General features: G+C 44.9%; 14 protein-coding genes. 10 read left to right on the top strand and 4 right to left on the bottom strand.

What is annotated here, in order from left to right; translation table 11 throughout:
- Positions 1-109: 109 nt before the first annotated feature.
- The 6 genes from punR (at position 110) to EYR25_RS14655 (ending at position 3,364) form a co-directional block, all read left to right on the top strand.
- Complete coding sequence (gene punR / locus EYR25_RS14680) at positions 110-1,012, top strand: DNA-binding transcriptional activator PunR (protein WP_039977075.1); 903 nt, start codon at positions 110-112, stop codon at positions 1,010-1,012.
- Positions 1,013-1,271: 259 nt separating this feature from the next.
- Positions 1,272-1,931, top strand: a complete 660-nt coding sequence (locus EYR25_RS14675; protein ID WP_039977077.1) for a Bax inhibitor-1/YccA family protein — start codon at positions 1,272-1,274, stop codon at positions 1,929-1,931.
- Between the two features lie 59 nt (positions 1,932-1,990).
- Entirely contained in the window at positions 1,991-2,380 is a 390-nt protein-coding gene (tusD, locus tag EYR25_RS14670; protein ID WP_165953582.1) for a sulfurtransferase complex subunit TusD, read from the top strand.
- Between the two features lie 14 nt (positions 2,381-2,394).
- The gene (gene tusC / locus EYR25_RS14665) at positions 2,395-2,751 is read left to right on the top strand and encodes a sulfurtransferase complex subunit TusC (protein WP_133181046.1); all 357 of its coding nucleotides are present in this window, start codon (positions 2,395-2,397) and stop codon (positions 2,749-2,751) included.
- Positions 2,751-3,032, top strand: coding sequence for a sulfurtransferase complex subunit TusB (tusB, locus tag EYR25_RS14660; RefSeq protein ID WP_023265495.1), 282 nt, complete (start codon positions 2,751-2,753; stop codon positions 3,030-3,032). The genes tusC and tusB overlap by 1 nt, the downstream gene beginning before the upstream one ends.
- Positions 3,026-3,364 carry a TusE/DsrC/DsvC family sulfur relay protein gene (locus tag EYR25_RS14655; protein ID WP_023265496.1) on the top strand — a complete coding sequence of 113 codons (339 nt, stop codon included), beginning with the start codon at positions 3,026-3,028 and terminating at the stop codon, positions 3,362-3,364. Before tusB ends, EYR25_RS14655 begins: the two co-directional genes overlap by 7 nt.
- 41 nt (positions 3,365-3,405) lie before the next feature.
- On the opposite strand, the gene EYR25_RS14650 is transcribed toward EYR25_RS14655, so the two are convergent.
- From EYR25_RS14650 to EYR25_RS14640, 3 genes are all read right to left on the bottom strand, one after another.
- Positions 3,406-5,373, bottom strand: a complete 1,968-nt coding sequence (locus EYR25_RS14650) for a RecQ family ATP-dependent DNA helicase (protein ID WP_133181044.1) — start codon at positions 5,371-5,373, stop codon at positions 3,406-3,408.
- Positions 5,374-5,451: 78 nt separating this feature from the next.
- Positions 5,452-5,775 carry a hypothetical protein gene (locus tag EYR25_RS14645; protein WP_133181041.1) on the bottom strand — a complete coding sequence of 108 codons (324 nt, stop codon included), beginning with the start codon at positions 5,773-5,775 and terminating at the stop codon, positions 5,452-5,454.
- 148 nt (positions 5,776-5,923) lie between these two features.
- Positions 5,924-6,424, bottom strand: coding sequence for a hypothetical protein (locus tag EYR25_RS14640; RefSeq protein WP_133181039.1), 501 nt, complete (start codon positions 6,422-6,424; stop codon positions 5,924-5,926).
- Positions 6,425-7,111: 687 nt separating this feature from the next.
- Between EYR25_RS14640 and EYR25_RS14635 the strand changes: the two genes are divergently transcribed.
- Both EYR25_RS14635 and EYR25_RS14630 read left to right on the top strand, forming a co-directional pair.
- Complete coding sequence (locus EYR25_RS14635) at positions 7,112-8,161, top strand: tyrosine-type recombinase/integrase (RefSeq protein ID WP_165953581.1); 1,050 nt, start codon at positions 7,112-7,114, stop codon at positions 8,159-8,161.
- A 196-nt stretch (positions 8,162-8,357) separates the two neighbouring features.
- Entirely contained in the window at positions 8,358-10,415 is a 2,058-nt protein-coding gene (locus EYR25_RS14630; protein WP_133181034.1) for a PhoX family protein, read from the top strand.
- Between the two features lie 107 nt (positions 10,416-10,522).
- Here the strand turns inward: EYR25_RS14630 and EYR25_RS14625 are convergent, their stop codons facing one another.
- Positions 10,523-11,281 carry a tRNA-uridine aminocarboxypropyltransferase gene (locus EYR25_RS14625; RefSeq protein WP_133181032.1) on the bottom strand — a complete coding sequence of 253 codons (759 nt, stop codon included), beginning with the start codon at positions 11,279-11,281 and terminating at the stop codon, positions 10,523-10,525.
- Positions 11,282-11,769: 488 nt separating this feature from the next.
- Here EYR25_RS14625 and ampC point away from each other — a divergent pair, with 488 nt between their 5' ends.
- Positions 11,770-12,909: a class C beta-lactamase gene (gene ampC, locus EYR25_RS14620; RefSeq protein WP_133182896.1), complete on the top strand. Its 1,140-nt coding sequence runs from the start codon at positions 11,770-11,772 to the stop codon at positions 12,907-12,909.
- A 376-nt stretch (positions 12,910-13,285) separates the two neighbouring features.
- On the top strand, positions 13,286-14,530 hold the full coding sequence (emrD, locus tag EYR25_RS14615; RefSeq protein ID WP_133181030.1) for a multidrug efflux MFS transporter EmrD: 1,245 nt from the start codon (positions 13,286-13,288) through the stop codon (positions 14,528-14,530).
- Positions 14,531-14,592 lie beyond the last annotated feature (62 nt).

The raw sequence follows: 14,592 nt of genomic DNA, 5'->3' as shown, positions 1-14,592 counted from the left end.
ATCATGTCAAAAGACTTAAGGCGTGCAGTCTAAATACTTGTTAATTTGATTGGAAACGTTTATTTTTGACAGATGCTATCAATTATTTTCATCACAATGGATGTCAGCTATGCTCTCGGAACAAGCGTTAGAACTCATTGATATCGTGGCCCGGGTGGGGAGTTTTACGGCGGCAGCCAATCGACTGCACAAGGTCCCTTCTGCGGTCAGTTATGCGGTTAAACAAATCGAAGAAGAACTTGGCGTCGTGTTATTTGAGCGCCACCACCGCAGCGTGACCTTGACCCCTGCGGGAGAGCATTTTGTTAAGCAAGCCAGAAACTTGCTGACTCAAATGGATGAGATGAAACGCGGCACCCAACGTGTGGCCAACGGCTGGCAGCCCACATTGTCTATCGCCTTAGATAACATAGTGCGTGCCGACCGAATTAGCGTATTAATCGCCGACTTTTACCGTCATTTCCATGATATTGAGCTTATCATCCGCATCGAGGTCTTTAACGGGGTGTGGGAGGCGCTTGCGACTGGTCGCAGTGATATCGCCATTGGTGCAACAACGGCTATCCCAGTGGGGGGCGTATACCAATATAAAGATATGGGCGATATTCAATGGGCGTTTTTGGTGAGTAAAAACCATCCCTTAGCCAGTATTGATCGCCCCTTGACCGATGATGAGCTGCGTCCCTTCCCCTCCATTTGTTTGGAAGATACCTCGCGGGAAATACCTAAGCGCATGACCTGGTTACTGGAGAATCAACGCAGACTCGTAGTGCCGGATTGGATCCGCGCGATTAACTGCTTTAGAGAGGGACTAGGTATCGGCTATATGCCTGTTCATTTAGCCAGCGTATTTATCAAAGCGGGCGCCTTGGTTGAAAAGCAGCTTGAAAATCCGAAATTAACCAGCCCATGCTGCCTGGCCTGGAACGCCGACAAGATGTCGCCCGCCCTCGCCTGGGTGCTCGATTACTTAGGGGATACCGATAAATTACACCGTGAATGGCTGGCGTAATATTACTGCATTACCGCAGAATTAAGCTTGTTTTAAAGTCTTTGTGTTGCACTGGTGTAACGAAATACGGCTGAATCGTTTGGTAGCGCAGAAAAATCAGTCATTACAATTTGTTATTTGTGGTGTGAATCCTTTAAGCACAGCGCAGTTTTCGGTAGTATTCACCCAGTTTTACTGGATTTACGATATTAATGGGAACTCTCGTCCCCGTTAAAAATCAAAATGATCAGTTTGGATTTAAAAGCTAATGGAGAAAGATATGACTCAGCAAACTTTGTACTCAGCGAGTGCATCCACCTTAGAAGTGAATAAACTTCTTAAAAATACCTATTTATTGTTAGCCATGACCCTCGCCTTCTCGGCAGTGTGTGCAGGCTTAGCGATGGCGCTTAACATCAGCCCACTGATGTCACTCGGTTTATCTATCGGTGGTTTGGTGCTGCTGTTTGTTACCCTACGCAAAGCCGATTCGGCCGCGGGGATCTTCTGGGTATTTGCCTTTACGGGTATGGAAGGCGCCTCATTAGGTTACATGCTTAACCACTACGCCGGCATGACCAATGGCTCTGAGCTTATCATGCAAGCTTTAGGATTAACCTCGGTTATCTTTATTGCGCTCTCGGCCTATGCAGTCACAACGAAAAAAGATTTCTCTTTCCTACGTGGTTTCCTGTTCGCTGGATTGATTGTCGTGATCGCCGCTGCGCTGATTAACATTTTCGTGGGTAACAGTGTGGCCTTTATGGCAATTAACGCGGGTCTTGCGCTGTTAATGACCGGCTTTATCCTGTTCGATACTAGCCGTATCGTGAATGGCGGCGAGACTAACTATATCCGCGCCACTATCTCCTTGTATCTGGACTTTTTAAACCTATTTATTGCCATTTTGCATTTGCTTGGCATTGGTAACGATGATTAATCCCCTTTTCGGGAAACTTACGCTAAAATGGCCCTACTTTTAGGGCCATTTTTTTTATGATGAGCAAATTTATTATCCAAGTAAGCGGGCCAGCCTATGGCACGTCGGCAAGTGTGAATGCCCTACGTTTCACCCAAGCCTCCCTGCAAAGCGGACATGAGATTGTCTGTGTGTTTTTCTATCAGGATGGCGTGTATAACTCGACGGACTTTAACTTACCCGCATCCGATGAATATGATGTGGTTAAAGGCTGGAAACAACTCGCGGCCGAGCATCAAGTCTCGTTAGTTAACTGTGTTTCTGCGGCATTAAGACGCGGCATAGTCTCGCAGCAAGAAGCTACAGAGAATGGGCTAAGCCACTGGAATGTTGAACATTCTTTTATCATGGGTGGACTGGGTGAACTGGTCACAGGAATTGAATCAGCCGATCGTTTGATCTGCTTTTAAGCTTCGGAAATGCTATGAAAAAAATCTGTATATTGTTCCGAAGCGCGCCCCATGGCACCACTAAAGGCCGCGAAGCCTTAGACTTTGCCCTGTTAAGCGCCAGTTTTGAGCAAGAAGTGAGTTTAGTGTTTGTCGACGAAGGCGTGTTGCATCTGCTTAAAGACCAACAGCCCGAACTTATCGGTGGTAAAGATTACCTCGCGGCGCTAAAAGCGCTCCCGCTGTACGACATCGAATCAGTGTTCGCCTGCAAACAGTCATTAGGTGACTACGGTTTAAGCCATGGCTTGCTGTCGATTCCGGTGACTATCTTAAATGATGAAGCCATTTCAGCTTACTTAAAAGCCGTCGATGAGGTCTTAGTATTCTAATGATTTTACATCATATCCAAACCTCGCCCAGCCGAGATAATGCCCTCAAACTTTGCCTGCGTTATGCTTGCAAAGAGGATGCAATTTTACTCTCGAGCGATGGCGTTAACGCATTATTACTGCGCCAATGGGCCATGGCGCTATCGCCCTTTAAGGTGATGGTGCTGAAAGACGATGTCATCGCCCGCGGCCTAACGGAACGTCTTAAAAACATTAGTCAGATTGATTACAGCGAGTTTGTCGCTCAATCTTTGCAGCACGATAAGGTGATCACGTGGTAAACCCGCTTATATTCAATGGCGTCGAAATTGAACGCGACCATCAAGGTTATTTGAAGAATATCGCTGACTGGCAGCCGGATATGGCGCCGTTGTTGGCCCAAGAGGAACAGATTGAACTGACCAGCGCCCACTGGGAAGTGGTTAATTTTGTTCGGGATTTTTATCTGGAATATAAAACGAGTCCTGCCATTCGCGTGCTAGTCAAGGCGATAGGCCAAACCTTAGGGCCAGAAAAAGGTAACTCAAAATATCTCTATACCCTTTTCCCCGTGGGTCCTGCAAAACAAGCAACAAAAATAGCAGGGTTACCTAAACCCGCTAAATGCATCTAATGACGAAAGGCATAGCAGATATGCCTTCAATCATTAATCCATTAAGTACCCGCTTTTTCTAGCTTTTGTTTGATATCGGCGTATCTACATTTTTCTAAACGTCCAAAGCCTTGTAGTCTTCGGGCTTGCAAACGAGTCAAGATAGGTTGAGTCAGGCCTGCTAAAAATTGGCATTGGGTATCTAAGGACAAAGGTGCTAAACCCTTAGCTTCTGCTGCGAGTTTAAGCTCGCTTAAATCGGCACTAATTTGCGTATCATCAGGCCATATTGGCTCTTTAGAATAGGTCAATTTAGCCACTTGGCCACGGCATACACTACAATGACCACAGGATTTAGGCGCTGCACTATCGTCAAAATATCGTGCTAAATTGTAATTTAAACAACTTGTTAGCTCAAAAAATCGCACTAACTGTTCAATGCGGGCAATTTCTTTTGCTTCTTTATCAGTAAAATATTGGAAAAGCTGTTCTGCTAGATTGTCCTCTACTAAGCCTTTTTCATTGACTTGATAAACATCAGTGACTTGCTTTGCTTCTAATTCAATGAATTGCTGACTCGCAAGATAGTCTAATGCAGCCATTACTCGAGCCCGTTCAGCCCCCGTAGCTTGATACAATGAAGCAAAATCCAAACTACCCCAAATGCGCTTCATTTGGGTATGGGCGAAAATATCAGTTAAAAATGCCTGCCGTTCCGGTGAAAAAGTCGACAAAATTTGCGTTTGCGGCACAATAAATCGGTAACTGATGTCAGCATAATAAGCATAAAGTGGTTTGATAACGCCTTGCATTTCAAGCTGCACGAGTAACGTTTTCAGAGGGAGTTGTCTAATATTACTCACATTTGACAGTTGATGAAGTTGCAGTTCCCAACGTCCATTGTGGGTTTCTTCGCGAATGTTATTAATTACACCCTCAATACTTGCCAGTTCAGGCGTATCACCATAAACAAAATTTTCGACAGTGTTGATCCCATCTAAATTGGCTAAGGTGACGCAATGGGAAAGTTGGCCATCCCGTCCTGCGCGGCCAATTTCCTGGCTATAATTCTCAATGGATTTAGGCAGATCGTAGTGGATCACAAAGCGAATATTACTTTTATCTATGCCCATTCCAAAGGCGATGGTCGCAACCACGATGCGGATCTTACCTTGCATAAAATCCTGCTGAATTTGCTGACGAGTGTGATCCTCAAGACCTGCATGATAGGCGCTTGCATCAAACCCCATACGACAAAGTTCAGCAGCTACCTCCTCTGCAGTATGCTGTAGAGTTACATAGATAATTCCCACTCCGGTAGAGCTTTGCAGCTGCTGTTGTAGTGCCATCAGTTTGTGTTGGCTTGTCACAGGCATGATGCTCAGGTCGAGGTTAGAGCGATAAAAGCCTGTTTGAACAATATGTTGTGGCTTAATTTCAAAACGCGCCGCCATATCCAATTTCACTTTCCGTGTTGCTGTGGCCGTGAGTAACAGCACCAATGGAATCGCTAATTCGCGGCGATAATCGGGAAGTTTTAAATAGTCGGGACGAAAATTATGCCCCCATTCTGAGATACAGTGCGCTTCATCGACAACTAGCATAGAGATAGGGATGGATTGAATAAATTGCCTAAATCGCTCATTTTTAAATCGCTCCACCGAAACCATTAGCAACTTTAGCTCGCCTGAGCGAGCCTCACGCATCACCTGTTGGGTCTGTTCAGCCGTTAAGGTCGAATCGATACTTGCCGCTTTAATGCCCTTCTCATGCAAAAAACTTAGTTGGTCTTTGATCAACGCCAGTAAAGGGGACACAACTAAGGTGAGATGAGGTAGTTGAAGTGCTGTAAATTGGTAGCAAAGTGATTTACCCGACCCAGTAGGGAAAATGGCAAGACTCGAATGACCTGACAATAGCAGTGAGACAACATCATGTTGACCTTGCCTGAATCCATCAAAACCAAACTGTTGCTGTAATAAGGGCGCATAATCTATGGCGTTAGCTGACGGCGTTGTTGAATAAGACATAAACAAATCCTTATGCCACCACAATGGTGGAGGCAGTGGCGGCAACGCAAAAAATGAATGCGCTTAAACGAGTCGCAATTATTTTCTGGCTAAATATAAATTGATAAAAGCGGTGAGTTTGTCGTTGAAGGTTTCTTCAAAGGTATCGACATCTTGGCCTAACGTATTGAAATACTGTATTACTTGCGCGCGGGACAGGCTTTTATTGGCGACACTGTATTCCATTTCAGGCAGCGTTTTATCGTACCGAGGCACTAGCGTCCAAGTCACCACATCAGCGGCAAAATGCTTCATCGCCTGCTGGGCTAATGCACAAAAAGCTTCAATATGTTCACGTCCATCTGGCCCTAAACATCCTGGCTCGATTCGGCAAAGTACTGAGACTATTCGATGTTCTGGCATACGTTTTCCCTATCCAACATACTTAAATAATAATGAGTTGTAAGTGAGATACGTTCAGTCTGAAGTGTGTTTTGGCAACCGGTTATTCAATATATTTAATATGAATACACTATGCATCACAAGGTTACACCAGAATCGGCATACAATCTCAAGACGGAATTTGTTCATCCCTTTGCGCTGCGACTGCCGCAGCATGTTCAGATAATAGCGTATCGAGCGCTTGATCAAAACTGTCTAAACGTTCTAACTCCATGTACCGTTTTAATCGCAAAATAATATCTTTACTGACTTCGATATGGGATTTTTTCTGGCGTTTTTTAATCTGAGAAAGTTCCTTTCGCACCATGCGCCAACCCAAATCACTGAAATACTGATTAAGTTGTCTATTTACCAATTTCAACTGCACATCAACAGATTGATTTTTTTTCCGCAGTTGAACCAGCAAATTTAAATTAGCAATTAATTCGGTATAACTTAATTGGGACTGATTTAACTGAAACCACTCTGCCCGCTCGGCGACACTCTCAGGATGAACCATCCGATAAATTAACGGCAAGGCAAACACTAATTCCGTTTTATCGAGTAGTAATAATTTTCGCCCCGAAGAAGGTGCGACATAATGATATTCCCATAGCGTTTTTGTCATCATTGGTATGATTTTATACTTTCTAATAATGATTTATGAATTGACTCATGATACCGATAAACAGTATAGATTAAAAGAATGGTTACACCATTTTATAAGTTCGTTTTTACCACAAAAGGTTATACGTCCCACTCCTGAAACACACGAGCTTGAGCACACACTTATCATGTCTACTAATCTCCTGTTTTAGCGAGGCTAAATTGAAATCACTGTGATATCACCAAAACATTAGCTAAGTTTGGCTGCCACTTTTCAACCACATAAAATGGTTAAACCATCTTTTAAAAATAAAGCCACTAACCTACAAAGTTAGCCAACTAGCAAAATAAATACTGATTATTTCATAGACAAATTTAACTCTAATTACTCTAGTTGACTAAATAACAAACAACAAAACTAAGCTCCTCTTTATCTCTTATTAATGTGTTATTTGAACGCATCTTATACTTCGAGTTAGTTTTGTGCCCGCCTTCCCAACAGTTCCACGTTAAATAATGCCTTCTTTTTAACCGATGCGATTAATTAAAACACAAATAACACCTCTACCAGTGATAATGACGATTATCACTGGTAGATAAACGCAGGTTTTACGTATAATTGCGGCAGTTTCTCAGCCGTAAAATACTCTTCATGTCTAAATCGCTTAACCATTATTTCGCAGGTGACAATACTCCTACCCGCATCTCAGGCATGGCATCAACTATCACACCCGTTTATAAACAAACTGATTCGCCATTTTTTGAGGAAAGCTCACTGCCCCAATCGGTTCACAGTGATTTTTTTAATGCGGCCGCCGAAACTGAATACGAAATCTCCAGCAATACCCGTCGGGTTTATCGGACCAGCTTTGGCCTATTTGAGCAATATTGCGCGACGCATCAGTTGCAATCCTTACCTGCCGATCCGCGCAGTATTATTTCTTTTATCGGTCATCAAAAAGAATTGCTCCAAGCAAGCAATGGGACTCAGCTATCAAAGCAAACCTTAATAACTCGGCTAGCCGCAGTCCGTTACTACCATATTCAGGCTGGATTTCCATCCCCCACCGAACACCCGCAGGTGATCCGAGTGATGCGTGGTCTTAGTCGTAATCACCATAGACAAGTTCAAGATTATGATCAGCAGCCAATCATGTACGATGAGGTCGAGCTACTGATCCAAGCGATAGAGCAGCAACCCCATCCGCTGCTGCGCACTAGGGATAAAGCCATCATTCAGCTTGGACTACAAGGCGGATTTCGCCGCTCCGAATTGGCGAACTTAAAAGTACAATATTTAAGTTTTATGCGGGATAAATTAAAAGTACGGTTGCCCTTTTCTAAAAGTAATCAACAGGGATTAAGGGAGTGGAAGAATTTACCCGAATCTGAACCCTTTGCCGCTTATAATGCCATCAAGGACTGGTTACATGAAAGTAAAATTACCGAAGGTCATTTATTTCGCTCCATTTCCCGCGACGGAAAATCCTTAAGGCCTTATCAAGTCAGTGATAAGGTTACATCAAAATCATCACTTGTTCGAAACAGTGGATTTTTAAATGGTGATGATATTTATCGGATCATTAAGCAATATTGCGTTAAAGCGGGATTACCCGCACAATATTATGGCGCTCACAGTTTGCGCAGCGGATGCGTAACGCAACTACATGAAAATAATAAAGATACATTTTATATCATGGCAAGAACTGGGCATACTGATCCACGCTCATTACGCCATTACCTCAAGCCAAAAGAAGATTAATCTTTACATTAGCGCTTAATTAATAACACCGTGTTCAGTTTTTATATTAAAAATCATTTTATTTTTAAGTTATTTTTAATAAAAAATAAAAGTTTTATATTGCAGTATTAATGTCATAAAAACTCAGCTTTAGTGTCATATAGATACTCTAGGCTTAGGCACGAAATTTCATTCTTCGTACTAGCTGGAGTAAAATATGAGTAAGGCCACCTTTGATCCTACACGCTATAATAAAAGTAATAACGAACCTTTTAATCAAGTGTTGGATAAACATTTATCCCGCCGTAATTTTGTTAAAAGTGGGCTAGGTCTAGGAGCGATGACAGCCTTTGCTGGTGTAGGATTAGTAGGTTGCGGTTCAGACAGTTCACCGGCTCCGACACCTGTTGATCCTGTACCACCATTACCACCGACTCAAAGTAGCGCTAAATTAAACTTCAAATCAGTAGCTGGTTCTCGATTAGATGCCGTTGTGGTACCAGAAGGATACAGCGCGCAGGTTCTTGCGCCTTGGGGCACACCGTTAAATGCTAAAGCAGCTCCATGGAAAGCCGATGGTACTAATACCGCAGATGACCAAGCAAACTCAGTCGGTATGCACCATGATGGCATGCATTTCTTCCCGCTGAACGAAGCCGGTGATGATGGTTTATTGTGTATTAACCATGAATATATCGATGAAATAGCCTTACATCCTAATGGTCCAACGGTTGATGCAACGACAGGTTTACGTACTATTGTCGATGAAGTGCGCAAAGAAATTAATGCCCACGGCGTGTCTGTTGTCCGAATCAAATTGACTAATAATCAGTGGGAAGTGGTGTATAACGACAAACATAACCGCCGCTTTACAGGCGCAACAGTGATGGATATTGCAGGCCCCCTAGCTTATTCACCGCTACTCGAAACCCGTTATTCGCCCGATGGCAGTCAAGCACGCGGCACCTTAAATAACTGCGGCAATGGTTACACGCCTTGGGGCACCTATTTGACCTGTGAAGAAAACTGGCCGGGTTACTTTGCCAACCGTGGCACTTTAGCCGCCGATCAAGCCCGTATCGGGATCAGCAAAAAAAGCACTCGCTATGGCTGGGATGATTTAGCGGGTCACGCCGAGGAGCGTCTCGATGAGTTCGCGCGTTTTGATGTCACACCAAAGGGCAATAGTGCACAAGATGATTACCGCAACGAGGCTAATGGTCACGGCTATATCGTTGAAATTGACCCATACAATCCAAGTTCACGCGCCATCAAACGGACTGCCCTTGGTCGCTTCCGCCACGAGGGATGTACCTTCGGAAAATTAACCGAAGGTAAACCTGTGGTGTTCTACTCTGGCCACGATTCTCAATTCGAATACTTATATAAATTTGTGTCGAATGCAGTGTGGGATCCACAGGATGCAAACAGCGCAAATCGCCTGCAAATGGGTGATAAATATATGAATGAAGGAACATTGTATGCCGCTAAGTTTAACGAAAATAGCGCTGGTGTATGGTTGCCTTTAACCTTAGATAGCCAAACGACAGACGGTAAAACCTTAGGTGATAGCTTTTCAAGTCTTGCCGAGATTATCTTAAATACAGCGGGTGCGGCGGATTTAGTCGGCGCAACGCCTATGGATCGCCCAGAGTGGTGTGCGGTTGACCCTTTCACAGGTTCAGCCTATTTAACTCTAACCAACAACTCCAAACGCACCGAAGCCAACCCTGCTAACCCAAGGCTTAAAAATAACTTTGGACATATTATTCGTTGGGATGAAGGCGACAAAGATACTGAGTTTACATGGGATATTTTTGTCTTCGGCTCACCGAGTGATGGTAATGCCGAGACCAACCTGTCAGGCTTAACGGATTTAAACCAGTTTGCAAGCCCCGATGGATTGGCCTTCGACGCCCGCGGCATTTTATGGGTGCAAACCGATAATGGTGCCAAAGAAGTCGCCGAGGAAACCAACGATCAAATGTTGGCAATTGTGCCATCGACCTTAGTCGACAGCGCAAACAAGCAAGCCAGTGTCACGGCCGAAAACCAAATGGAATTAAAGCGTTTCTTTGTCGGGCCAAATGATTGTGAAGTCACAGGCTTTGCTATCAGCCCAGATTACACTTCGGTTTTTGCCAATATTCAGCATCCGGGCAACTGGCCCTATTCGAATAACGCGGCAGAAGTTACCCCAGCAGGTACCGTACTGCGCCCACGTGCGGCAACTGTGGTGATCCGTAAACTCGATGGTAAAGCTGTCGCGGTTTAATTGACTTGCCTAAAGCTGAACATTAAGCAGCTCAATCGTCTCTTTAAGAGCGATTGAGCTGTAATTAATGTCGATTTCACACAGCAAAATGCACTGCTAATAACCAGCTACTTTGAGATAGCTTCAATGTAGGCCGTTTCAAAAGCATCGGTAAAATTGCTGATGGGTAAAATATCTTCACGGCAACGACGGTTACGCCCAAGCAGCGAGGACTCCACAAATAGATCGAACCATGCAGTTAATGCCTTACCATTAGCCTCCTCGCCCATTGCTGCAAGCGCAAGGGAAGCAACTTCTGCCGTCCCTAATTGAAAGTCATGACTGCCCTTACGTAAGGCGTAGGTCGCTAAAGTATCGGGGTCGAAAGACAACATTGGCAAGCCTTGCAAATAAGTGCTTTTGCGGAACATCTTAATTGCCTCACGCCAACTACCGTCGAGCATAATCAGCAAAGGTCGTTTCCCCTCGGCAAGACTCTCCATGGGCACCTCAGACAATACGGTTTGTCCTTGATCGGCATATTGTGCCGGAAAGACTAAAAAGGGTTGATAGTCGCTTGAAGCCAATAGCGCCAACAGCTCAGGGGCGGGTTCGGTGCGCGACCAGAGAAAGGCATGGGTATCCGGGATAAGATCGGCAATTAAGCGACCGCTGTTGGTCGGCTTTAAAACCTCATCGTTATACATCAGCAGCAGAAAACTGGCCTGTGTGGTCAACTGTTTACGCAGTGAACAGGTACAAAATTGCTCACCCAATAGGCATAAATGACAGCGGATCAGTTTTTTACCGCGGGCGCCAAAGGGCTTAGTCGATATGGATTTACGGTATTCATATAAGCGATGTACAGCGTGGGGGGCTAGAGCCATGGCAGCCAATTCTCAGTCTATTTCGGTCAAACTTGTTTTTAAAGGCGCGACTCAGTATACGACATTTATGCGTGTACTAGCGTGCGGTGGCGCAGTGTATCCTTTGGCCGGGAAAGGCGCAATTAGCCTAGTGTAAAAGTGGCATTGCCTTTAAATTTCCCTTTGGGTATTTCACGACTCTACACAACAAAAACACCATTAAATCAGATCAAAAACTCAGCATTTTGATATGGGCATCAACCTCTTGTTCACCCTTTACTAAATTTTTGCCGTTAATCCTGTCACCCAAGCGAAATTAAATGGCGAGTCGAGCCTAAATCGTGCTAAACCTTTCGTTATTATCGAGTTTCAAATGGCGAAGATTGTTAATCCGTGCCGTTCAATCATGCCATCATCGTGAAAGGAATTGTATGCCAGAGTCTATTCAGCCAGCCGTAAAAACAGCGAGCACTTTGCGTTTATCGAACCCATCACCCCTTCTCGGTTTAATGCTGATTACGGCGGCGCCATTAGTGGCCAATGCTGCACCACAGTTTCAAACTGAAGCCATCCAAACCCTTGTCGATTCGGCGGTTAATCCCTTAATGAAGGAATATGGGATCCCTGGGGCCATTGTTGGGATCAGTATGAATGGTCAACAGTATTTCTTCCCCTATGGTGTGAGCTCAAAAACCACTGGGCAAGATGTCAGCGTGAATACCCTGTTCGAGATTGGTTCTATCAGCAAAACCTTTACCGCGACACTCGCAAACTATGCTCAAGTCGAAGGTAAGCTCACTTTGACTGATAAAGTAAGCCAATACCTGCCCGAATTAACGGGCAGTGCCTTTGACCAGATCAATCTTATCAATCTCGCGACCCATACCGCGGGTGACTTGCCCATGCAAGTGCCTGATAAAGTGACCAACAATACAGAATTGATGCGTTATTTTAAAGAATGGCAACCCGCCTATGCCGCGGGAACACACCGAAATTATGCCAATCCCAGCATTGGATTACTCGGTTTAATTGCGGCTAAACAGTTAGGGCTAAGCTTTCCAAACGCAATGGAGCAAACCCTATTTCCACAACTGGGTATGACTCATAGTTATCTTCAAGTGCCAAGCAACAAGATGGCCGATTATGCCCAAGGTTATAATAAGCAAGATCAGCCTGTACGCCTGAATCCCGGTGTGTTAGCCGACGAGGCTTACGGGATAAAAACCTCGGCCGTGGATTTGCTGCGTTTTGTTGAAACCAATATGCAGCAACATCCTCTTTCTCCCGCATTACAACAGGCTATCGATGCAACTCACGTTGGCTACTTTGATGTCGGCATGATGACCCAAGAGATGATTTGGGAGCATTATCCCTATCCTATAGCCCTCGATAAGCTGCTTGCGGGACATACCCAAGAAGTGGTGTTTGGCAGCGTACCAGTGAAAGCAATCGAGCCGCCGCAAGTACCACAGCCTGATTTATGGATAAATAAGACAGGTTCAACTGGCGGTTTTGCAGCCTATGTGGCTTATATTCCCGCGAAGAAACTGGGCATAGTGTTACTTAGCAATAAAAATTATCCCGTACCGCCTCGGGTGACTGTTGGCTATCAGATATTAACGGCCTTAGATGCACTGCCAGCAAAATGATCCCTTAGCAGCCCTCATTCGATGGAAGGCAAATTCTGCTTTCCATCTTTTTAATTGTTAACCCGCATACAGCATCACGTTTCTATCTCTGTACTATCTGAACGATAGACTTCTTATTCGCATCGGCTCATATAAAAAATCTTGTTAATAAATGACTTGCGCTGATTAATTTAAGCAGCCGCTATTTATCAAAATCAAAACCCAATTAACAAGTTACTCACTAAGTGTAAGCTTAGTTTGACAATGATAATTCGATAGAAAAACTTATGAATAAGATTAAAAAATATTTCAGTAAATCAACATGATTGCCACTTGAACTGATATGTTTTAGGGGTAAGATGCGCGCCATCGTTCAACTCTGCTTTTTAATGGAATTATGATGTCAGACGACACACCGTCTTTAATCTCACAAAAAGCGCCGACACCCGCCGCAGGCAGCGCCACTCAGTTACTCTTTATGCTGGTATTTATGGTGGCCTGTGGGCAGATGGCACAAACTATTTTTGTCCCCGCACTCCCCCTTATCGCCCAAGGCTTAGCTGTGGATGCCAGTAAATTGCAGGCGGTTATGGCCTGCTATCTGCTCGCCTACGGCCTATGTCAGTTTATCTATGGACCATTATCCGACCGAGTTGGGCGTAAAATGCCGCTGCTCATTGGCATTGGGATTTTTATCCTAGGTGCGTTGATGGCGGCAAATGCCACAAGTTTTAGCCAGTTGATTTTCGCAAGCCTACTACAGGGGCTTGGCACCGCGAGTGCTGGCGCCCTGTGCCGCAGTATTCCAAGGGATCATTACTTCGGCGATAACTTAGTTAGATTTAACAGTTATGTGTCCATGGCCGTGGTGTTTTTGCCTTTGGTCGCACCCTTTTTAGGCAGCTTTGCCTCCGCTTACTGGGGTTGGCAGGCCGTATACTGGGTACTGTTTGGATTCGGCAGCTTGGTTTGGCTACTCCTTTGCTTTGGCTTTAGGGAATCCTTACCCAAGGATAAGCGAGAACAACAACCCATTTTGGCATCCTATCGTCATGTACTGCGCCACCGCAGCTTTAGAGCCTATTTGCTTTCCCTTATCGCGACCTTTGCCGGCATTGCCGCCTTCGAAGCCATCGCAGGCGTACTCTATGGCCAATATTTGCAACTCTCACCGTTTATGGTGAGCTGTTATTTTGTGGCGCCTATCCCCGGCTATTTACTCGGGGCTCTTATTGCTGGTAGACAAAAACAGGCGCAGCGCACGGTGTTGCAAGGAGTTGCACTCTTGGGCGCAGGCGCCTTGTTTATGTTGATCCCTGGCATATTTCAACTGGTCGTGGGATGGAGTTTGTTGATTGGATCGATTCTATTTTTCAGTGGCGCAGGTATGTTATTTCCGACATTAACCTCAGCGGCGCTAGAGCCGTTCCCACGCCAAGCAGGTATTGCGGGTGCCCTACTCGGTGGCTTACAAAACTTCGGTGCGGGACTCGCTGCCTTAACTATGTCGCTCGTGCCAATGGGCGGCCAGTTAAGTATTGGTTTACTGAGCGCGCTGATGGTGCTGCTAGTGATTGTCGCCTTGCATTATGCAAGGGATCAAAACGATACCCACCACACCCTGTTGCCGCAAAATCCATAGTAGGCAGGTTGCGAGTAATGCGAGTAATAAAATAGCCCACAGATGTGGGCTATTTCATTAGT

Origin of the sequence: Shewanella decolorationis (genome assembly GCF_004354305.1) — a bacterium.
Classification (GTDB): Bacteria; Pseudomonadota; Gammaproteobacteria; order Enterobacterales; family Shewanellaceae; genus Shewanella; species Shewanella decolorationis.
The sequence above is the reverse complement of the archived record's forward strand: the minus strand, read 5'-3'. Positions and strand labels throughout refer to the sequence as shown.